Annotated in this window: 18 protein-coding genes and 1 tRNA gene; 4 read left to right on the forward strand and 15 right to left on the reverse strand. The window is 59.4% G+C overall.

Annotated features, from left to right (window positions below; all coding sequences use genetic code 11):
• Positions 1 to 77 precede the first annotated feature (77 nt).
• Together EO087_RS04420 and pilV are read right to left on the reverse strand one after the other, a co-directional pair.
• The gene (locus EO087_RS04420) at positions 78 to 1,415 is read right to left on the reverse strand and encodes a PilW family protein (protein ID WP_128897809.1); all 1,338 of its coding nucleotides are present in this window, start codon (positions 1,413 to 1,415) and stop codon (positions 78 to 80) included.
• Positions 1,412 to 1,939: a type IV pilus modification protein PilV gene (gene pilV / locus EO087_RS04425; protein WP_205744430.1), complete on the reverse strand. Its 528-nt coding sequence runs from the start codon at positions 1,937 to 1,939 to the stop codon at positions 1,412 to 1,414. Before pilV ends, EO087_RS04420 begins: the two co-directional genes overlap by 4 nt.
• 210 nt (positions 1,940 to 2,149) lie before the next feature.
• On the opposite strand from pilV, the gene EO087_RS04430 reads away from it, so the two are divergent.
• Positions 2,150 to 2,225: transfer RNA gene (locus EO087_RS04430), tRNA-Thr, on the forward strand.
• 195 nt (positions 2,226 to 2,420) lie between these two features.
• Here the strand turns inward: EO087_RS04430 and EO087_RS04435 are convergent.
• The 4 genes from EO087_RS04435 to carA form a co-directional block, all read right to left on the reverse strand.
• Positions 2,421 to 3,308, reverse strand: a complete 888-nt coding sequence (locus EO087_RS04435) for a nucleotidyl transferase AbiEii/AbiGii toxin family protein (RefSeq protein ID WP_128897810.1) — start codon at positions 3,306 to 3,308, stop codon at positions 2,421 to 2,423.
• Complete coding sequence (gene greA, locus EO087_RS04440; protein ID WP_128897811.1) at positions 3,301 to 3,774, reverse strand: transcription elongation factor GreA; 474 nt, start codon at positions 3,772 to 3,774, stop codon at positions 3,301 to 3,303. The genes EO087_RS04435 and greA overlap by 8 nt, the downstream gene beginning before the upstream one ends.
• Entirely contained in the window at positions 3,771 to 6,998 is a 3,228-nt protein-coding gene (gene carB, locus EO087_RS04445) for a carbamoyl-phosphate synthase large subunit (RefSeq protein WP_128897812.1), read from the reverse strand. The genes greA and carB overlap by 4 nt, the downstream gene beginning before the upstream one ends.
• A gap of 152 nt (positions 6,999 to 7,150) precedes the next feature.
• Positions 7,151 to 8,308: a glutamine-hydrolyzing carbamoyl-phosphate synthase small subunit gene (gene carA, locus EO087_RS04450; RefSeq protein ID WP_128897813.1), complete on the reverse strand. Its 1,158-nt coding sequence runs from the start codon at positions 8,306 to 8,308 to the stop codon at positions 7,151 to 7,153.
• A 213-nt stretch (positions 8,309 to 8,521) separates the two neighbouring features.
• Between carA and EO087_RS04455 the strand changes: the two genes are divergently transcribed.
• Complete coding sequence (locus EO087_RS04455; RefSeq protein WP_128897814.1) at positions 8,522 to 9,217, forward strand: 2OG-Fe(II) oxygenase; 696 nt, start codon at positions 8,522 to 8,524, stop codon at positions 9,215 to 9,217.
• Positions 9,218 to 9,326: 109 nt separating this feature from the next.
• Here EO087_RS04455 and EO087_RS04460 read toward each other — a convergent pair whose 3' ends face one another.
• The 7 genes from EO087_RS04460 to hrcA form a co-directional block, all read right to left on the reverse strand.
• Positions 9,327 to 10,325 carry a sodium:calcium antiporter gene (locus EO087_RS04460; RefSeq protein ID WP_128897815.1) on the reverse strand — a complete coding sequence of 333 codons (999 nt, stop codon included), beginning with the start codon at positions 10,323 to 10,325 and terminating at the stop codon, positions 9,327 to 9,329.
• 2 nt (positions 10,326 to 10,327) lie between these two features.
• On the reverse strand, positions 10,328 to 11,137 hold the full coding sequence (gene dapB / locus EO087_RS04465; protein ID WP_128897816.1) for a 4-hydroxy-tetrahydrodipicolinate reductase: 810 nt from the start codon (positions 11,135 to 11,137) through the stop codon (positions 10,328 to 10,330).
• Between the two features lie 66 nt (positions 11,138 to 11,203).
• The gene (gene dnaJ, locus EO087_RS04470; protein WP_128897817.1) at positions 11,204 to 12,340 is read right to left on the reverse strand and encodes a molecular chaperone DnaJ; all 1,137 of its coding nucleotides are present in this window, start codon (positions 12,338 to 12,340) and stop codon (positions 11,204 to 11,206) included.
• Positions 12,327 to 12,539, reverse strand: coding sequence for a hypothetical protein (locus EO087_RS04475; protein WP_205744431.1), 213 nt, complete (start codon positions 12,537 to 12,539; stop codon positions 12,327 to 12,329). Before EO087_RS04475 ends, dnaJ begins: the two co-directional genes overlap by 14 nt.
• Before the next feature lie 65 nt (positions 12,540 to 12,604).
• Positions 12,605 to 14,533 carry a molecular chaperone DnaK gene (gene dnaK, locus EO087_RS04480; RefSeq protein WP_128897818.1) on the reverse strand — a complete coding sequence of 643 codons (1,929 nt, stop codon included), beginning with the start codon at positions 14,531 to 14,533 and terminating at the stop codon, positions 12,605 to 12,607.
• 217 nt (positions 14,534 to 14,750) lie between these two features.
• Complete coding sequence (gene grpE, locus EO087_RS04485) at positions 14,751 to 15,287, reverse strand: nucleotide exchange factor GrpE (RefSeq protein ID WP_128897819.1); 537 nt, start codon at positions 15,285 to 15,287, stop codon at positions 14,751 to 14,753.
• Positions 15,288 to 15,388: 101 nt separating this feature from the next.
• Positions 15,389 to 16,438 (reverse strand): heat-inducible transcriptional repressor HrcA, encoded by a 1,050-nt coding sequence (gene hrcA / locus EO087_RS04490; RefSeq protein WP_128897820.1) that lies wholly within the window; start codon positions 16,436 to 16,438, stop codon positions 15,389 to 15,391.
• Positions 16,439 to 16,651: 213 nt separating this feature from the next.
• Between hrcA and recN the strand changes: the two genes are divergently transcribed.
• Positions 16,652 to 18,325, forward strand: coding sequence for a DNA repair protein RecN (gene recN, locus EO087_RS04495; protein ID WP_128897821.1), 1,674 nt, complete (start codon positions 16,652 to 16,654; stop codon positions 18,323 to 18,325).
• A gap of 61 nt (positions 18,326 to 18,386) precedes the next feature.
• Here recN and EO087_RS04500 read toward each other — a convergent pair whose 3' ends face one another.
• Positions 18,387 to 19,022, reverse strand: coding sequence for a response regulator transcription factor (locus EO087_RS04500; protein ID WP_128897822.1), 636 nt, complete (start codon positions 19,020 to 19,022; stop codon positions 18,387 to 18,389).
• 56 nt (positions 19,023 to 19,078) lie between these two features.
• On the opposite strand from EO087_RS04500, the gene EO087_RS04505 reads away from it, so the two are divergent.
• Complete coding sequence (locus EO087_RS04505) at positions 19,079 to 20,671, forward strand: MASE1 domain-containing protein (RefSeq protein ID WP_128897823.1); 1,593 nt, start codon at positions 19,079 to 19,081, stop codon at positions 20,669 to 20,671.
• Positions 20,672 to 20,959: 288 nt separating this feature from the next.
• On the opposite strand, the gene fur is transcribed toward EO087_RS04505, so the two are convergent.
• Positions 20,960 to 21,382 carry a ferric iron uptake transcriptional regulator gene (gene fur, locus EO087_RS04510; RefSeq protein WP_128897824.1) on the reverse strand — a complete coding sequence of 141 codons (423 nt, stop codon included), beginning with the start codon at positions 21,380 to 21,382 and terminating at the stop codon, positions 20,960 to 20,962.
• Between the last annotated feature and the right edge of the window lie 12 nt (positions 21,383 to 21,394).

Below are 21,394 nucleotides of genomic sequence, written 5' to 3' on the forward strand. Positions count from 1 at the left end.
CGGCGTAATGATCGAAAAGGCAAATGCGTGGACCTGGGATGTATGGGCATTTCGGCATCCATGCAAAAAAAGGAGCATTAGGGATTGAAATTGCGCAATGCCACGACAGCAGTGAACTCACGTCGCAGCATTGGCACGGGAAAACCTTGTTGCAACGGCGTGACTTTTCGCTGACTTGCCGAGGGAGGCGCCAGCGTCGTCATCCCATCTGTTGCGTAGCTATAAGCCAGTTCGTTGGGTGTCAGTGAATACAGCGGGCGCTGCCCGTCCACCAACAGATCGACTTCGATAAAACTGACCGATCGCCATAAACAGCCATGATCGTCGTTGCCGTGAATGGGTAACGGCATGGTTGGACAATCCGCAGCACTGCTGTTATCGACTTGCTCCGCGCTGTAGTGGCGAACCGTGCCATCGGCGAGTTGGACACCATATCGAAAATCGAGCCGCTCTATGCCCCGTGCGATCTCTTCCGATGCCCCACCATCTCCACCATTGACGCGGCGGACCAAAGCGCCGGTGGTATGTCCCATGCCATCACCGTTATCCACGACTTTCAGAAAGTAAGTCACCGTGGTCAGATCACGCCCTAGATCAAACAACTTCGGTGCGACCATATTCGGGGAAATCGTCGGTTGCACGAAATTATCGCCGGTGGACACAAGCTGGAAACTCCCCTGCCCCGAAACAGCAAAAATTTGCGCACCGGAGCAATCGGCCAACATGGCGAGCGGAAAATCCTTGGCTGCGGGCTTATACGATGAGGGGTCCAGTTTGGCCGTTACCGTGCCATCGGCATTGCGAATAAGCGTGCTGCCCACTGCATTTTCATCGGTGGAGATCGCCAGGCCGCCCGCCGGGTCGACGTAGCGAACGGTGATCACCGACGCACCAACCACGCGGTCATCCACCTTCACGCCCATGCCGGGGATGCCGAATCCGTTGAGATTTTGCTTGATGCTAGGATCGACAGGCGTGCAATCATTGATCGAACAATCGTAGCCGCGCATGGCAAGGAACGAAGGCAGGGAGTACGGCGCGGCAGGCGCGGGTGGGTATGGGGCGTTCCAAGATGTCGTCACATCATTTAATGCCGCCATCAGTGCATCGGGATTGCTAGCATAGACGGTGGGTGCACGCAGCCTGTCCAGATAGGTTCCCGCAGCACTGGCGTACGCATTGCCACCGGTACCCACGCAATATTGCGCGCCACTCATGGCCAGATCATTCGTGATCTGCGTGATAGCGAAGCGCCCCTCCTCCTGCAAGCGTTCCAGTTGTGCCCGAGCAAGGTCGCTGTTGTTGCTGGCGGTAAACAGGGTGACGATGCCCGCACTCACCACAAGCCCCAACACCACCGCAATCATCAACTCGACCAAGGATAGTCCACGTTGGCGATGCAGGCGGATGCTCATGGCTGGAATTCCCAGGCAAATGTCTGCGGCGCGGGATCGTTCTTGCCGGAACCCTTTGCACCGACACCCTGCTCGGTCCAACTAACGCTCATCTTGCAACTGCCGCCATACGGCGGGCGCAGGGCCAACTGATCCGATGACGGGACATAGGCCAGCCCGGCGCTGCTGCAGATGATGCGCGCTTGTGCGTCCGATGGTAGAAAGGTAGTGAGCTGGCTGCTCCAAATACCCTTGTCATGCAGGGCGAGCTGCTGGGGTGTGCAACCTGCGGTGCAATCCTGGCTCGCTCCGTTCGGATAGGTGCCGTTGTAATCGCCCTTCCATACGGCAATGGGATTGGCCTGCATGCGATCGGCCATGCCCTGCGCGAGAAACGTGACCTGGGAACGCAGATAGGCGGCGTGGCTGGAGCGCGCTGACATCACCAGCAAAGCCACCACACCGATCAATCCGACACTGAAGATCAGCAAGGCAACCAGCACCTCAACCAAGGTAACGCCTCGCTGGACTGGCAGATACGGCATGGATGACCTTCCCTTGTGACCCTTGGTCATCACTTTGGCTGCAAGCATCCATTCCGAACAGTCAGCCATCAGCCAAGGAAAAGTTCCGGGAGGCAAATGACTGGTGCAGGTCAATGAACCGCCGGTTCATCAGGCCATTCCGACAAACCTCGCCTGGAACCACCTGACAGCTTGCAGCTAAGGGGGGCGCCCCGTAGACTTAGCAGCTTCGCCGGAATAGCTCAGTTGGTAGAGCGGCGCATTCGTAATGCGTAGGTCGTAGGTTCGATTCCTATTTCCGGCACCAGAATCAAGTACTTAGAAAACGGCCCAGCTAACCAAGTTGGGCTTTTTTTGGCCCTTTGTCCCCGTTTTGTCCCGGTGCTTACCGCATAAGTACTACTTGTGCAGTCCCGATGCCGGGCAATCGCTGATGGCTTCACCTCGATGGTATGACGCAATCGTCCCAGCAAATGTCCTGGCGTTGTGGCGAAACAGGTGATTACGCGGCCATTTCCTGGTTCGCGCGATCCTGAATCTTTTGGCATGTGTCCATCAATTGATCGAACTCAAGTGATGTGCCATCCATCATCAGCTGAGTGTCGCGGTAATCGGCTTCAATGGCTTTGCGCGCATCGCCGGTGGGCACCAACTGCAACTGTCCGCAAACAGTTGCCTCGTAGTCCACAAATTGGCCGTTTGCGTCCTTTTCACGAAAAAAGTACGACTTGTGTGTCGCCACTGCTTGGGCCACATCTCGGTTGGTGATGATAGTTTCGAAGTGCTCACTGTTCGCCAATGCAACCAAGTCGTGCCAGTGACGTGCGAAGCGATCACCTCGGAAACTTCCTTTCTTACAAAAGACATGCACGACGGTGGCTTTCTCCCAAAAGGTGCGCGCGACATTCATGACTTGCGGCATTGCCGTGGGAAAAATGAGGTCCGGCATGATGCCCACCATGTCGCAGGCCACATTCTCGATGTGGTGCGGCTCCCCCGTGGATCGCCCCCCGAACTCGAGGATCACCCACTTCTTGACGTAATCATAAGCGCCGTCGTTGTGATCGAGGAACGGGTAGTGAAGCTGAAGTTTTTCAGGATGCTGGAGATCGATATCGATCGTCGCACCAATGCCCTCGTCCTGCAGGGCTTTTTCCAAGAGCGGGCGGACGGTGTCGTTGATCCAAATTGGAAGCCGTTTTTTTACCGCCTCTTTCTGGCGTTCAAGTTGCGAAAGTCGGGCTAACCCCCAACGAGGACTTGCACCTCGCTGATTGAGCGCCTTCGCGAGCGCACTATCCCAGCTTTCGCTGGGATGACGACACATTGAAATGACGCTTAAGTTCGAAGCATTGTCCCGAAGAGGAGAGGGCTGTCGTAACTCACTCATAACTGACGCCAGTGATCTCGTAGCGCTTCACACCGTTGGGCGCCCTGAACTCGAAGCTATCGCCTTCGCTTTTGCCGATCAGGGCACGGGCGATGGGCGAAGACACTGCGATCAGGCGCATTTTGATGTCGGCTTCCAGATCGCCCACGATCTGGTAGGTCACCGATTCACCACTTTCTTCCTCAAGCTCCACCGTCGCGCCGAACACGACCTTGTTGCCGGGGTTCAACCGCGATACGTCAATCACCTCCGCCGTGGACAGCGCCGCTTCCAGTTCGGCAATACGGCCTTCGGTAAAGCTCTGTTGCTCACGTGCGGCGTGATACTCGGCGTTTTCCTTGAGATCGCCGTGGGCCCGCGCTTCGGCAATGGCAGCGATAATCTTTGGACGTTCGACCGACTTCAGGCGATCCAACTCGCCTCGCAAACGCTCCGAACCTGTTTTCGTGATGGGGGCGCGACTCATGCGCTCAGCTCCTTGTGAAGTTCCTGCAGGCTATGGACTTCGCCAGTGTCATGGAAATCCAGCGAATGAACCAACGCGCGGGCACCTGCAACCGTAGTGGAATAAGTGACGCGATGTTGCAAGGCCTCACGCCGGATCGAAAACGAGTCGGCGATCGCCTGCTTGCCCTCGGTGGTATTGACGATATAGACGATCTCACCGTTCTTGATCAGGTCGACGATATGTGGCCGACCTTCGGCCACCTTGTTGATGCGTTCGCAGGCCACGCCGTGTTCGGTAAGGTAGCTTGCCGTACCTGCTGTAGCGACCAATGTGAAGCCGCGCATGGCGATGTCCTTGGCTACCGTCAGTAGGCGGTCCTTGTCGGCGTCACGCACCGACACGAACACCTTGCCTTTGGGCGGTGTCTTGATGCCGGCCGCATCGTGGCCTCGCGCAAAGGCGGCGCCGAAGCTGCGGCCCACGCCCATCACCTCGCCGGTGGAGCGCATTTCCGGACCAAGGATTGGGTCGACGTTCTGGAATTTCAGGAACGGGAAGATCGCTTCCTTCACTGAGTAGTAGCCCGGAATCACTTCACGCGTCGTGCTTTGCGCGATCAGACTGCGACCCGCCATACAGCGCGCGGCAATTTTGGCCAGCGGCATGCCTGTCGCCTTAGAGACGAACGGCACGGTACGCGAAGCACGCGGGTTCACTTCGAGAATAAACACCGTATCGCCCTGGATGGCGAACTGCGTATTCATCAGGCCGACGACCTTCAGTTCCTTCGCCATCAGGCTGACTTGGCGACGCAGCTCGTTCTGGATGGTTGGCGTCAGCGAATAGGGCGGTAGCGAGCAAGATGAATCACCCGAATGCACACCGGCTTCTTCAATATGCTCCATGATGCCACCGACTAGCACGTCGCCGTCTTGGTCGGCGATGATGTCGACATCGACTTCCACCGCGTGATCGAGAAAGCGATCCAGCAGCACCGGCGAATCATTCGACACCTGCACGGCCTCGCGGATGTAGCGCGACAGATCCGCATCGTCGTACACCACTTCCATTGCGCGACCACCCAGCACATAGCTGGGACGCACCACTAGCGGATAGCCGATCTCGCGCGCCAGCGCCAAGGCTTCATCAACATTGCGCGCAGTGCGGTTCGGTGGCTGGGTGAGGCCCAGCTTGTGGATCATCTGCTGGAAGCGCTCGCGGTCTTCGGCCAGGTCGATCGAATCCGGCGTGGTGCCGATGATCGGTGCACCGGCGGCTTCAAGCGCACGCGCCAGCTTTAGCGGCGTCTGGCCGCCGTATTGCACGATCACGCCCTTGGGCTTTTCCAGGTCGACGATTTCCAGCACGTCTTCCAGCGTCAGTGGCTCGAAGTACAGACGATCAGAGATGTCATAGTCGGTCGATACGGTTTCCGGGTTGCAGTTGACCATGATGGTCTCGAACCCGTCTTCGCGCAGTGCCAGGGCGGCGTGCACACAGCAGTAGTCGAACTCAATACCCTGGCCGATGCGATTCGGACCGCCGCCCAGCACGATGATCTTGTCGCGGCTGGTCGGGTTGGCTTCGCACTCTTCCTCATAGGTCGAGTACATGTAGGCCGTGGTGGTGGCGAATTCGGCGGCGCAAGAATCCACGCGCTTGTAGACCGGCCGCACGCCCAATGTGCGACGCAGATGGCGCACGGCCGCCTCGTCGGTATGGATGAGTTCGGCCAGGCGTGCGTCGGAGAAACCGAGGCGCTTCAGTTCACGCACGCGCGCCGCATCGAGCGCAGTGATGCCCTGTTCCCCGACTTCCTTCTCGGTCAGCACGATATCTTCGAAAGCAGAGAGGAACCAGGGATCGACGCGGCTTAGGTCGTGCACTTCTTCCAGACTCAGACCAGCTCGGAAGGCATCTGCAAGATGGAACACGCGATCCGGACGCGGCTCACGCAGTTCGCGCTTGAGCGTAGCCAAACCCGCCGCGCTGGCGATATCCAAACCGGTCGGATTTAGGCCCGTCTTGCCGATCTCCAGACCACGCAGCGCCTTCTGCAGCGATTCGTGGAAGCTGCGACCTATCGCCATCACCTCGCCCACTGATTTCATCTGAGTGGTGAGGCGTGCGTCGGCCTGCGGGAATTTCTCAAAGGCGAAGCGCGGAATCTTGGTGACCACGTAGTCGATGGTCGGCTCGAACGAGGCTGGCGTGAGACCGCCGGTGATGTCGTTCTTGAGTTCATCCAGCGTGTAACCAATAGCCAGTTTCGCGGCGATCTTGGCGATAGGGAAACCCGTGGCTTTCGACGCCAGCGCAGACGAACGCGACACACGCGGATTCATCTCGATCACCACCACGCGGCCGGTTTCGGCATTCACGCCGAACTGCACGTTGGAGCCGCCGGTATCCACACCGATCTTGCGCAGCACGGCGATGGAAGCATCGCGCAGGCGCTGGTATTCCTTGTCGGTGAGCGTCTGTGCCGGCGCGACCGTGATCGAGTCGCCGGTGTGCACGCCCATCGGATCGAGGTTTTCGATCGAGCACACGATGATGCAGTTGTCCGTTTTGTCGCGGACCACTTCCATCTCGAATTCCTTCCAGCCGAGTACGGACTCTTCCACCAGCACTTCATGCACCGGCGACAGCTCCAGGCCGCGCTTGACGATTTCCTCGAATTCTTCGCGGTTATAGGCGATACCGCCACCCGAGCCGCCAAGTGTGAAACTGGGACGGATGATGGTCGGGTAACCGACGGTGGCCTGGATCTCCACCGCTTGTTCAAACGAACGCGCGACCGCGGCCTTCGGACATTCCAGGCCAATCTCGGACATCGCGACGCGGAACAGCTCGCGGTCCTCGGCCATGCGGATGGCTTCGCGCGAGGCGCCGATCAGTTTCACGCCATACTTTTCGAGCACGCCGTGGTCAGCCAGATCGAGTGCACAGTTCAAGCCGGTCTGGCCGCCCATGGTCGGCAGCACGGCATTCGGACGTTCCTTGGCAATGATGCGCTCCACGGTCTGCCAGTTGATCGGCTCGATGTAGACCGCGTCCGCCGTTTCCGGGTCGGTCATGATGGTGGCGGGATTGGAGTTCACCAGGATGACCCGGTAGCCCTCTTCCTTCAGCGCCTTACACGCCTGCGCACCGGAGTAATCGAACTCGCAGGCCTGGCCGATGACGATCGGACCGGCGCCGATGATGAGGATGCTCTTGATGTCTGTACGCTTGGGCATGATTTAGCTCCGGGACCCGGGACTCGGGACTCGGGACTCGGTTTCGAGCCGCCGGACCAAGGCTTGATGTAGACGTAAAAGCATTTGACCCACCCTCTTTGCCAACAACATCGCTGACTGCCACACCTCCAACTCGCGAAAGTGCGTCAGACTCACTTGCCCTTCCTCGAGTCCCGAGTCCCGAGTCCCGAGTCCCGCATCAGTTGTGCAAACCGATCGAAGAGATAACCCATGTCGTGCGGCCCAGGGCTCGCTTCCGGATGCCCCTGGAAGCAGAACGCGGGGCGATCGGTCAGCGCAAAGCCCTGCAGCGAACCGTCGAACAGCGAGGTATGCGTGATGCGCACATAGGAAGGCAGGGTGGACGCATCCACCGCAAAACCATGGTTCTGCGAGGTGATTAGCACGCGGCCGTCGTCATGATCCTTCACCGGATGGTTTACGCCGTGATGGCCGAACTTCATCTTCATGGTCTTCGCGCCCACGGCGGCACCCATGATCTGGTGACCAAGGCAGATGCCGAACAACGGAATTTCCCTAGCCAAAAATTCATGTGCGGCGGCAATGGCGTAATCGCAGGCCGCCGGATCACCTGGGCCATTGGAAAGGAACACGCCATCCGGATTCATGGCCAGCACGTCGGCGGCCGGTGTCTGCGCAGGCACCACCGTGATCTCGCAACCGCGCTCGGCCAGCAGACGCAGAATGTTGCGCTTCACTCCGTAATCGTAGGCCACCACATTGAAGCGCTTGTCCGTTTCGTGGAACACGGTACGGTCGAGGTCGTATACGCCCTCATTCCAGTTATACGACTTGTTGACGCTGACCATCTTGGCCAGGTCCATGCCATTGAGACCCGGGAAGGCCCGCGCTTTGGCCAGCGCGGCATCGACATCGATCGACTCGCCAGCCACGATGCAGCCGCTCTGGGCACCCTTGTCGCGCAGGATGCGGGTAAGGCGCCGCGTGTCGATGCCAGCGATGGCCACGATGCCGTGCCGCTTGAGGTAATCGGGCAGACTTTCGGTGCTGCGCCAGTTGCTGGCCCGACGTGGTACATCCCGCACGATCAACCCGGCAGTATGCACGGCGGTGGATTCTTCGTCCTCGGCATTGCAACCGGTGTTGCCAATATGAGGGTACGTCAGGGTCACAATCTGACGGGCATAGGATGGATCGGTGAGGATCTCCTGGTAGCCCGTCATCGCTGTGTTGAAAACTACCTCGCCGACGGTTTCACCAGTCGCACCCACGGCGTGGCCGTGGAACACGCTGCCGTCTTCGAGGGCAAGCAGAGCGGAAATGGGCATGGGGCCGCCTTTTAGGTGCAGCAAAGCCCGCAAGCCGCATCGAAGCAGGCTTGTGGACCTTGGATCAAAGAAAGTCTCGGGCGGGTTGAAATGATAGGTGGCAAGTGGCTTTCTGTCCACCGCATCAAATCGTGAGAATGGCACCCGGGCACATCAAAGCGACACTCCCGCGATAGACTGACAGCCATTTGGTTGGAGTAGCTACGAGACTTCATGAACGCAACCGTTCTGCTTGATCCCATCCGACTCGATCGTCCGGATACGGAGGTACGGCAGCAGCCGTTTCCGTTGATGATTGCTCACGGCCAGTTGCCGGACGAAGCACGCAGCGATCTGGAGCGGGACTTCCCCAAGTATGCCAGCGCCGGCTTCTTTCCCTACGATCCGACCGACTGCGGCCCGTCAGTGAACGCACTGGTGGCACAGATGACCACCCCTGCCTTTGCCAGTGCTATTGGCCGCTATCTGGGTATCGACAATCTAGGGCACTACCCTACCCTGGTCACCTTGTGTCGCGTACTCAACAAGCGCCACGGCACTATCCATACCGACAGCCGCTCCAAGGTTGCGACGGCCTTGCTCTACTTGAACACCCAGTGGCCCGATACCAGCGATGGCTGCCTACGCTTTTTGAACAAGATCGACAACATCGACGACCTGGCCGCGCCGGAACTGAAGCCGCTCTACGGCGAATTTGCGGTGTTCAAACGTTGCGACAACTCTTTCCACGGCCATCTGCCGTATGAAGGTGAGCGTCGCGTGATCCAGGTGGCCTGGCTCACCAGCGAAGAAGAAAAGCTGCGCAAGACCAAGCGTGGAAAATTCTCGCGCGTGTTCAAGAAGCTGTTTGGTGCGCTTGATCGCAAGCTAGGTGCCGGCCGAGATCGCAACGCCGCACACAAGGATTGACCCTCTCCCCAGTTTTGGGCCCATCACGTAACATCGTGGCTTCGAATGCGGAGGGGCCATGTCTGTTGTGCTTCGGATTGGCCCGTCCTGATCTTTGAGCATGTTGATGTCACATGAAGCGCCACCCCATATAGGCAGCGAATAAGACATACAATCCACCTACGGGTATAAGCATGCGCGCGTCGACATGACCGCGTCGAAACAGCCGCCACAGAAAAATGATCGCGATCATCGTCATGACGCCAGCAACGATGAGCGGTGCGTCAAACATCCACGGGGTGGCAAACAGCGCCAAGGCGCTGGGAACGGTTGCCTGAATCATCATTGCTCCGGAAATATTGGCCAAAGCCAAGCGCTCCTTACCTTGACGCACCCAGATCAGCGCATTCATGGTCTCGGGCAGTTCCGTCGCAACCGGACTCAGCACTAGTGCAATCAAATGCGGCGGCATGTGCAGGGCCCAGCCGATGGCCTCGATCTGCGACACAAACACGTGCGACGCATAGGCAATCACCAGCAGTGCCGCGCATGTCTGCATCATCACCATCATCGTCGATGGCACGGCAGCACGTGGCTGAAACTTCAGTGGCTCCAGTTCCTCATCATGCAATGCGATGTCTTCGCTATTCAACTCGCGCCATACATATAACGCGTAGGCCGCGAGAAACACCACGCCCAACCACGGCTTGAACGCAAAGGCGACCAAACCTAGGCCACACTTCACCACGAAGATGGACAGGAACCAGGATTGATCCCGCGCCAATCGTGCATGATCCACCTGCACACACCTATCCACCCGCGCCAGCAGGTGCCGGTTGCACCACAAGGCAACACCCACCACCGCGTACGCAATAGTGGCGAGTACCAACGGGCCACCCAAGGCCGCACCAACGCCGATATCGCGCAATTCCGGCGTGCGCCCCATCACTGCCACAAAGGTCACGGCGCTTTCCGGCAGGGCCGTACCCAAAGCAGCCAGGATCGTGCCCGTGGCGGTGGCCCCGAAGTTCAGTTTCTTTCCCAGCCACTCGATGCCGTTGACGAAATACTCGCAAGCCACATAAATGGCTCCGGCTGACAGCAGAAACAGCAGCGTAGTGGTAAGCATGATTACGATTTGCTGCTACGTTCCTGCAGCATGTCGTCGATGCTGTAACTACCGGGATTGTGCCCGACCAACCATGCTGCTGCCTCAAGTGCACCACGCGCAAAGATCGAACGATCCGTCGCACGATGGCCTAACTCCACACGCTCACCGTGGCCAAGCAACAAGGCGGTGTGCTCACCCACCACATCGCCACCGCGCACCACGGCAAAACCAATACTTCCGCTGCGGCGCGCACCGGGCCGGCCTTCGCGGACGTAGACGCCGTCTTTTGCGAGTGTGGTGCCACGTGCTTCAGCGGCTACATGTCCAAACGCAAGAGCGGTGCCGGAAGGCGCGTCTTCTTTGCAGCCATGATGCGCTTCGACGATTTCCAGATCCCAATCCGGCAAGGCGGCGGCGGCTTCGCGCAACAAGCGTGTCAGCACGGCAACGCCAAGGCTGAAATTCGCAGCGTGCAAAACGGGAATGCGTTTCGTGGCTTCATCCAGTCTTGCTTCGAGCGCGGCATCAATGCCTGTCGTCCCGGTAACCAAGGCAATACCGTGCGCGGTGCAATACGCCAACGCATTGACCAAACCAGCTGGGCCGCTGAAGTCGACGACAGCATCCATGGCAGGCGCCGCTTCCCAGCCGTGCGAATAACGCATTGAGGTCGATAGTTCGCTGAACACTAGCGTACCATCGTGTTCCGATCCGGCGGAAACGACTGCATATACCAGTTCGAAACGGCGATCTTCGCGCACCAGAGCGAGCAAAGCGCGCCCCATTCGGCCGGAGGCGCCGTGGATGGCGAGGCGGATCGGTTGGGGCATGTGCGTGCATCCTAAAGCTTTGGTTTCCTCTCTCCTTCGGAGAGAGGAAGAAAACCCAGCGCAGACTCAAGACGTCACACGCGACCAGAACTGCTTCACTTCGTCCATCCAGGTCTTAGCGCGCGGCGTGTGCTGTCCGGCGTCACCATCAACGAAAGTGGCTTCCAACTTCTCCAGCAACTCGCGTTGTTCACGCGTAAGGCGTACAGGTGTTTCCACCATCACCCGACAAATCAGGTCACCCGTACGGCCGCCTCTTACGGATTTGACGCCGCGCCCACGCAAGGTGAATTGTTGCCCGGTCTGCGTCTCGGGCGGAATGGTGATGCCCGCCTCGCCTTCGAGTGTCGGCACCAGCAGCTCTGCACCCAGCGCAGCCTGCGCAAAACGAATCGGCAGCTCGCAATAAAGATGGGTTCCATCACGCTGGAAGATCGCATGCTCGCGCACATGCACTTCCACATACAGATCGCCGGCTTCAGTGCCGGCCGGACCTACTTCGCCCTGCCCGGTCAGACGGATGCGGTCGCCGTTGTCGACACCGGCGGGAATGCGTACCGATAAGGTGCGCGTTTCTTCCAACCGGCCTTCACCATGACACTGCTTGCAGGGTTTCTCGATCGCACGACCGCTGCCAGCGCAGTGCGGACAGGTCTGCTGGATGGAGAAAATGCCATTCTGCATGCGCACCCGGCCGTGCCCATGACAGGTCTTGCATGACACAGTCTTGCCGTCTTCCGAGCCGCTGCCGTTGCAGTGATGGCACAGAACCTGGGTAGGAATATCGAACTTCTTCTCGATGCCGAAGACGGCTTCTTCAAGATCTAGCTCCATGATGTAACGAAGGTCGGCACCGCGACGCGTACGCCCACGACCACCACCGCCACCGCCACCGCCAAAAATGTCGCCGAAGATATCTCCGAAGATATCGCCCATGTCGCCGAAACCCGCGCCACTGCCGCGACCACCCATGCCACCTTCAAAGGCCGCGTGGCCGTACTGGTCGTACATGGAGCGTTTCTGGGAGTCGGACAGGACTTCGTAGGCTTCCTTGGCCTCTTTGAATTTTTCCTGTGCGTGCGGATCGTCTGGACAACGGTCCGGGTGGTATTTCATCGCCAGGCGACGGAAGGATTTTTTCAGTTCGACCTCGGTGACCGAACGTTGGACACCCAGGACTTCGTAATAGTCACGCTTGCTCATGCTTGATCCGCGATTCGATCCGTCGATCAGGAATGAACCAGATCGCCGCCACCGTGGCGTAAAGTAAACAAAACATCCACGGCGCCACGAACGCCAGCAGGATGTCACTCAGGTACATGGCGACGGCTGCCTTGCCTTTCCAGTCTCCCCCTACTGCCTGAGCCAGGAAGGAAGTTTTGCCTCCGTTGGTTTCGATCAAAGTGTCAGGAACAAAGGCAACGAGCGCCCGCAATAACGGGCGCTCGCTTTCAATCTACTTGAAGATCAAGACGCCTTGCCGTCGTTTTTCACCTCGGTGAACTCGGCATCGACCACATCATCCGGCTGGGCGGAACCGCCTGGCCCCGGACCATGCTGCGCATCTGTGTCGGCAGGACCACCCTGGGCCGCGGCGTACAGCGACTGCGCCACCTGCTCCAGCTTGGAGATCTTCGACTCAATGGCGGCCTTGTCGTCGCCATCCTTCACTTTTTCCAGATCCGACAGCGCGCCTTCGATCTCGCTGAGCTGGGTGCCCGGCACCTTGCCGCCGTGCTCCTTCAGGGCGCTACGCGTGGCGTGCACCAACTGATCGGCCTTGTTGCGCGTCCCGACGAGCTCATGGAATTTCTTGTCTTCTTCCTTGTTGGCTTCCGCATCGGCGACCATGCGCGCGATTTCTTCTTCAGACAGACCTGAACCGGCCTTGATCTCGATCTTCTGCTCCTTGCCAGTCTTCTTATCCTTGGCCGACACGTGCAGGATGCCGTTCGCATCGATGTCAAAGGTCACTTCAATCTGTGGCATGCCACGCGGTGCAGCGTCGATACCGGCCAGATCGAACTTGCCTAGCGACTTGTTCGCATTGGCGCGCTCGCGCTCGCCTTGCAGCACGTGCACTGTCACGGCGGTCTGGTTGTCGTCGGCGGTGGAGAAGACCTGTGAGGCCTTGGTCGGCACTGTGGTGTTCTTCTCGATCAGCTTGGTCATCACGCCGCCCATCGTTTCGATACCCAGCGACAGCGGGGTCACGTCAAGCAGCAGCACGTCCTTCACCGAACCACCCAGCACGCCGCCCTGGATCGCGGCACCCACGGCTACGGCTTCGTCCGGGTTGACGTCCTTGCGCGGCTCCTTTCCGAAGAAGTCTTTTACCGACTCCTGCACCTTCGGCATGCGGGTCTGGCCACCGACCAGGATCACTTCGTCGATGTCGGACACGCGCAGGCCGGCGTCGTTCAGCGCGATGCGGCAGGGTTCGATGGTCTTCTTGACGAGGTCTTCCACCAGCGCTTCCAGCTTGGCGCGGGTGAGTTTGATGTTCAGATGCTTCGGACCGGAGGCATCGGCCGTGACATACGGCAGATTCACTTCGGTCTGATGCGAGGATGACAGCTCGATCTTGGCGCGCTCGGCCGCATCCTTCAGGCGCTGCAGCGCCAGCGGATCCTTGCGCAGGTCGATGCCCTGGTCCTTCTTGAATTCGTCGATCAGATAATCGATGACGCGCATGTCGAAGTCTTCGCCACCCAGGAAGGTGTCGCCGTTGGTGGCCAGCACTTCGAATTGCTTCTCGCCATCGACTTCGGCGATCTCGATGATCGACACATCGAAGGTGCCGCCGCCGAGGTCGTACACGGCGATCTTACGGTCACCACCTTTCTTGTCCAGGCCGTAGGCCAGCGCGGCCGCGGTCGGCTCGTTGATGATGCGCTTCACTTCCAGGCCGGCGATCTTGCCGGCGTCCTTGGTGGCCTGGCGCTGGCTGTCGTTGAAGTAGGCCGGCACGGTGATTACGGCTTCGGTCACCGTCTCGCCGAGGTAATCCTCAGCGGTCTTCTTCATCTTCATCAACACTTTGGCGGAGATTTCCTGCGGCGCCATCTTCTTGCCATCGGAGGTTTGCACCCAAGCGTCGCCGTTGTCGTGCGCAAGAATGCCATAGGGCACGATGTGCAGGTCTTTCTGCACTTCGGCATCGGTAAACTTGCGGCCGATTAGGCGCTTCACCGCGTAGAACGTGTTCTTGGGATTGGTCACGCTCTGGCGCTTGGCCGGTGCGCCAACCATCACCTCGTTGTCCTTGGTGAACGCGACGATGGAGGGCGTGGTGCGATCGCCTTCCGCGTTTTCAATCACCTTGGTGGTGCTGCCATCCATGATGGCCACGCACGAGTTGGTCGTGCCCAAGTCAATGCCGATGATCTTGCCCATATGTATGCTCCGGAATCTCGCAAGCGGCCCCTCGGCCGCGAATGGTTGTCAGATGGGGTTTTGCTGACAGGCGTTCAATACCAGCTAAACCCTGCAGTATTGGAATTGTCAGAGCCTGTTCAACATCTCCCCATCGTTCGCATAGCCCTGAGTGGCCGCCATGTGGGCACTTAGGGGCTATGCGGACTGCGGGGAGATATGAACAGACTCTCTTCGTTCAGTCGTCCTTGGCCACGGCCACCAATGCCGGGCGCAGCAATCGATCGTTCAACACATAGCCTTTCTGCAGCACCGTAACCACGGTGCCCGGCGCCTTGCCCGGCGCCTCCACCATGCTCACCGCGTGGTGGCGCTCCGGATCGAGCGGCTGATCCAGCGGATCCACCTGCACCAAGCCGTTGTTGCCAGCGATACGCAGCAATTCCTTCAGCGTGAGGTTCATGCCCTCACGCACTGAAATCACATCACCACCTTCTACCGACAAGCCACGTTCCAGGCCGTCGTAGATCGGCAATAGGTCGTTGAGCAGCTTTTCGTTGGCAAAGCGGCGGGCCTGTTCCAGGTCGCGATGCAGGCGGCGGCGCTGGTTTTCCAGCTCGGCCTTCTCGCGTAGCACGACTTCGCGCAGCTCCTTGTTGCTGGCCTCAAGCTCGGCAAGCTTGGCCTTGAGAGCTTCCAGTTCACCACCCGAAGCGGCGGTCTGCTCGCCGCTTTCCGGCGTTTCATTAGGCGAGTGCGAATCGCTGTTGTGCATGAATCACTCCAAACATCATCCGTGGCCGGTACGCCGTACCAACCTCCAAAAACTTACGGGCAAAAGAGCCGACTTATGGACTCTCAGCCTCCCGTCGGCGTTTATAAGGCCGTGGCCGCGCGATTCAAGGCTTCGCTCAGCAGGCCCGCCGTCGCCTGCACCACGGGGATCACCCGTTCGTACGCCATCCGAGTCGGGCCGATGACCCCCACCGCCCCAAGCAACCGGCCCTGCGCGCCGTAGCTGGCAGTCACCACGCTACAGCCATCCAGCGCCGCAAAGCCCGACTCTTCACCGATGAATAGTCGCACGCCTGGCGCCTTTGCGCAGACTTCCATGAGTTGCAGCAATTCATTTTTCTTCTGGAAAGCTTCGAACAGCTCACGCAAGCGATCCAGGTTGGCCAAATCCGAATAGGCCATCAGGTTGGTCTGGCCACTGACCAGCACGTCCTCATCTTGCGGTGCGAACGAAGCCGCCGCCAGTTCCACCGCGCTGGAAAGCATCCGATGCAACTCACTGCTTGCCTCGCGCAATTCGCGCAGCAAATGTGCGCGGATATCATCCACGCGCAAGCCAACGAAGTGCCCATTGATGTAGTTGGCGGCCTGCTCCAGCTCCCCGTTGTCCAGTGGCTTGGCAAGCTGGATCACGCGGTTTTGTACCTGGTTGTCCGAGAACACCAGGATCACCAATACGCGCGCGTCAGGTAGTGTCACGAAATCGATATGACGCAGCGGGAAATCGGTCTGGCGCGGCACCGTCACCACGCCAGCGAAATGGGTCATCGCCGACAGCAGCGCCGAAGCATTGCCCATCAAATCACGTACCGTGGTTGGACCCGAGGGTAGCTCGCGCTGCAAGCGCACCATTTCCTCGTGCGGCAGCGGCTGCAACTCAATCAGGCTATCCACGAACAGGCGCAGGCCACGCGGCGTAGGAATGCGCCCTGCCGAGGTATGCGGCGAGGCCACCAGACCAGCCTCTTCTAGATCGACCATGATGTTGCGGATCGTCGCCGGACTCACATCTAGCCCGGACGAGCGCGACAACGTGCGCGACCCCACTGGTTCACCATCGGCCAGGTATTGCGCAATCAAAGTGCGCAACAGGCGGCGAGCGCGGATGTCGAGGTCGTGGTGGTAGGGCATGCGCTGTGGCAATCCGTGAGACGCTAAAGAAATAAGGTGTGGGGGCGGAGAATGCAAGAAAGGAGCTGAGGGATTAAGGGCGAGTAGCGAGGGCGCGGTTCCCCATATCGTGGTAGACGTTGACACGTGCGCTCTCGCTACTCGCCCCTCATCCCTCCTCCCCCGCCGCCAGCGCTCCCCTTACAATCGCCCTATCTACGGCCACCCTCCCCCATGCTTACTTCCCTCTACGTCCGCCATCTCGCCGTCGTCGAAGAAGCCGATATCAGCTTTGGCCCGGGCCTGACCGTGGTCAGCGGCGAAACCGGCGCGGGCAAATCCCTGCTGGTCGATGCACTGATGCTGCTGGCCGGCGCCCGCGCCGATAGCGGTATCGTGCGTGCCGGCAGTGATCGCGCCGAGCTGGTGGCCGAGTTTGATCTGAAAGACCTGCCTGACGCCGCCCAATGGTTGCAGCAGGAGGAACTGGACGAAGACGGCGCCTGCCAGCTGCGCCGCGTGATCCGCGCCGAGGGTAGCTCCCGTGCTTGGATCAACGGTCGCCCCGCCACCATCGGCCAGATGGGTGACCTCGCCGCATTATTGGTGGAAATCCACGGTCAGCACGAACACCAGGCCCTGCTTGAGCGCGCGCATCAACTGAACCTGCTCGACGCCTACGCCGAAAACGACAAACAGGTCACTCAGGTATGCGAGTTAGCCGCGCAGTGGCGCGAAATCGGTGCGCGCATCCGCAAATTGAGCGGTGGCGACGATCGCGAACATCGCCTGGAACTGCTACGCCACGAACTCTCCGAGCTGGAAAAGTGGGCTTTACCGCCTAACCAACTCGCCGAACTGGAGGCCAGCCATAAACGCCTGGCCAATGCCAGCAAACTCACTGAAGGCATTACTGGCGTGGTCGAGTTGCTCGACGGTGACAGCGAATTCGCGCTACGCCAATCACTGGATCGTGCCCATGCCGAACTGGGTCGATTGGCCGCGCTCGATGACCGGCTGGCCCCGCTGCTGGAATTGCTCGACAACGCGCAGATCCAGCTCAACGAAGCCGTCGATGGCATGGAGCGTTACGCGCAGGACGTCGATCTTGACCCCGAACGTTTCGCCGAAGTCGACACGCACCTGACGCGCCTGCACGAACTCTCCCGCAAGCATCGCCTGTCCGCCGCCGAGCTCGACGGCAAGCGCGACGCGATGCAAGCCGAACTCACCGAACTAGAAAATGCCGGTGACGCACTCGAACGACTCAGCGCACAACGCAACCAGTTGCTGCGCGACTACGCCAACATCGCCGAGGCATTGAGCAAATCCCGCCAGACCGCTGCAAAAAAGCTGGGCAAGGAAGTCAGCGACTTAATGGGTGAACTCGGCATGGCTGGCGGCGTACTGCAAGTGACGCTTGAACCGACTGAAAGTACCGATCCCGATCCACAAGGCCGCGAACGCTGTGAGCTGCTGGTCAGCGCCAACCCCGGCCAACCTCCGCGCGCACTGCGCAAAGTGGCGTCTGGCGGCGAACTTGCTCGCATCAGCCTGGCCATCGAAGTCGCCACACTGGGCAAGGACACCATCGGCTGCATGGTCTTCGACGAAGTCGACTCCGGCATCGGCGGCGCGGTGGCTGAAGTGGTTGGCCAGAAATTGCGTGCACTGGGTTCGCGTTGCCAAGTGCTATGCGTGACGCATCTGCCACAAGTCGCTGCGCAAGGTCATGCGCATCTGCGTGTGAGCAAGCACAGCGAAGGCCATTCGACGCAGACGCGTATCCAATCCTTAAACACTGAAGGTCGCCGCGATGAACTGGCGCGCATGCTCGGTGGCGTGGAGATCACCCACGAAACGCGAGCCCACGCCAAGAAAATGCTGGAGCAAGCCCAAACCGCATAACACTGCGGACGGTAGGTTAGTGCCATTGCTACTTAACCTATGGCACTACAGCCCGATAGCGTCACCCGCGAATAGGGAGCAAACCACGCTCGCTCGCAATCCGATACAAATCCAGCTCCGAACCCGCTCCAAGCTTCCCCATCAGGCTGGCACGATGGATATAAACCGTCTTCTGTCCGATCCCAAGCTCTGCCGCCACCTGCTTCGGCGCACGTCCTGCTGCGAGCAATAAAAACACTTCATGCTCACGCGCCGTAAGCCGGTCAATCGGGTCAAGCGTATTGTTAGGCCGCTCTGCGCGCCGCTGGCGCAAATCGGAGCTGAGAAACTGCTGCCCATGCATGACCGCACGCAAGCCCGCCACCAGTTCTTCTGGCGCCGCGCCCTTGGTGACATAACCACTGGCGCCACGCCGCAATGCTTCGGATACGTAAGGATCCCCATCGTGCATGCTCAACACGACAATGCGCGTCCCCGCAGCCACGCTACGCAGATGCTCGATCAATGGCAAGCCGCTGCCATCTGGCAATGACAAATCAAGCGCGACCAGGTCAGGCCGGCGCTTGCTGATAGCCTCGACCGCGTCGTCGGCATTACGACATTCGGCCACGACCTCCAGGTCAGGCTCCATCTCGATCAGCCGCTTGAACCCCTCGCGGACGATAGCGTGATCGTCGACCAAAACTATGCTGTGCATGGGTGCACTGTAGCAGTCTGAGCGACGGACGAAAGCACTCCACGTATCATTCCCAGATGCGACTGAAATCCGCCTTCACCTTCACTTCCGGCTCACTTGCCGGCCTCGCCTACGCCCTGATCTGGGCCCTGCTCTGGCCCACCGCGCAACCCGATTGGACGCTGCAATTCGGCCTGCGATTTGGCGTGCTGCTGCTCTCCCCCATTCGCTATTGGGGCTGGCTGATCGGTAGCGAATTGGCAGCGGCGGGATTGATCGATTATCTGCATGGCTATGGGATGGGTTGGCGTGCTTTCGTCTTTAGCGACCTACCACAGCCGATCGTGGTAGCGCTTTGCCTGGGCCTGCTACGCCGTGCGAACTTGCGACCCAGCCTGCGCGATCCGGAAGAGGTCTCCCGTCTGCTGCTATCGGCCGGCTTCACCGTGATCGCAGCCACTGCCACGGATGCACTGATACTGGCGGTGTTCCACCAATTACCGCCCGTCGGTCTGTTGCATGCACTAGGCGATGAGCTGCTGGGCAACTATGTGGGTCTGCTCTTGCTGGTACCGCCGCTGATCATGATCTGGCGCGCACGGCCCTCGAAGCAGGAGATGTCCGAGTTGCTGATGGACGGCTTGTTGGTGATGCTGCCCGCACTGGTGATCTTGCTGATACTCACCGAACAAGCCGCACCGCAACGCGAATTTGCGCGTGTGTTGTCGCTGGCACCGGTGCTGTTTTTCGCGTTTCGTCATGGCTGGCGTGGTGCAAGCTTGTCGATGCTGCTATCTAGCCTCGGCATGGCGCTGGTCGATCGCGTATTCACCCACGTCATACCCACCGCATCTTCGCACATGTTCCTTGCCGTAGCCGGTACCGGCGCCTTGATGCTGGGCTCGGCCACCGACGCGCTTCGTCGCAGCAGCGCACGCGTGGCCGAACAAAACGTATACCTCGCGGCAGTGAATCGGCGCCTTGACCATCTTGCACGACAACTTCGCGATGCGGCGCGCGGCAACATGCAAGCCGAAGAAAATCAGCGCCGTCACATGGCTGCGGAACTACACGACGAACTGGGTCAGAATCTTACCGCTATCCAGACACACGTAAAGCTTGCACAAAACCGACTGCAGCAAGTGGGACTGGAAGATGTTGGCACCTCAATCAATAGCATCCTCGGTCATATGCGCCGCGCACTGCATCGCCTGTTGGATGATCTGCGCCCCGCTGTACTCGATGAATTCGGATTGATGCGCGCGCTGGACGAAGGCCCGATCCGCGACCTGATGGCCACCGCTGGCATGGCCTATCACACCGAACTGCACGGCGATCCGCGTTTGCTCGAAGAAGATATCCGCACCGTGATCTACCGACTGGCCCAAGAAAGCGCCACCAACGCGGTAAAACATGCCCAGGCCAGCGAGTTCCGCCTTCGTTTGCGTATCGGTGAACGCGCCGGCATCGCGCTTGCCCTGCTGGATATCCGCGATAACGGCATCGGCCTGCCCGAGCGCGTACCGCGCGGCGGCCGCGGGCTACAGGGCATGCGTGACCGCGTTACCTCGCTGGGCGGTCTTTTTCGACTACGCCCCGATCAGCAGGGCGTCCATTTGCGCATATTGTTGCGAAGCACCGTTTCCCACCATGAAACAAGTCATTCATGAAACGGTAACTAGGAAATTTTCCAATACCGGGCCCGTAAAGGCTTCGTTAGGATCACTCAATCGATGTGGGGGAGCCGCCATCGTAAGATGGTGAGACTGGGTCGGCCGTGGGGACGGTGGACCCAAAGAATGGCAGGACGCCATTCCGCCGGAGTCTGGACACACGTGCGTATCTCGAGCAACTCGAATACCCGCAGTCAAGAGACAACGGTAAGCCGCAGGGCGGACAGGAGTCTTCCCGCGGCTTTTTTATGCCTTGAAGGCGGGGAATCGGGAATCGCCTATTCCTTATTTACGATTCCCATCCCGAAGGGGCCGCACATACAGCACCAGGCTGTGATCCTGAATCTCGTAGCCATGGCGGGCGGCGATCTCACGCTGCAGGCGCTCGATCTCTTCGCTGACGAACTCGATCACCTTTCCACTGTCCACATCGATCATGTGGTCATGGTGCTGGCCGCGATCCAATTCATAAACCGCCTGCCCGCCCTCGAAATTATGCTTGCTGAGGATACCGGCGGCCTCGAATTGGGTAAGCACCCGATACACCGTAGCCAGGCCGATGTCTTCCTGATGGGCCAGCAGCTTCTTGTAGACGTCTTCGGCCGTCATATGCCGAGCCCCGTCCTCCTCGAAGATCTGGAGAATGCGCATCCGGGGATGGGTGACCTTCAGGCCGGCCTTACGAAGTTCCTGAGTTTCCTGCTCCATGACAAGCTCCCG

The sequence above is a fragment of the Dyella sp. M7H15-1 genome (assembly GCF_004114615.1).
Lineage (GTDB): Bacteria > Pseudomonadota > Gammaproteobacteria > Xanthomonadales > Rhodanobacteraceae > Dyella_B.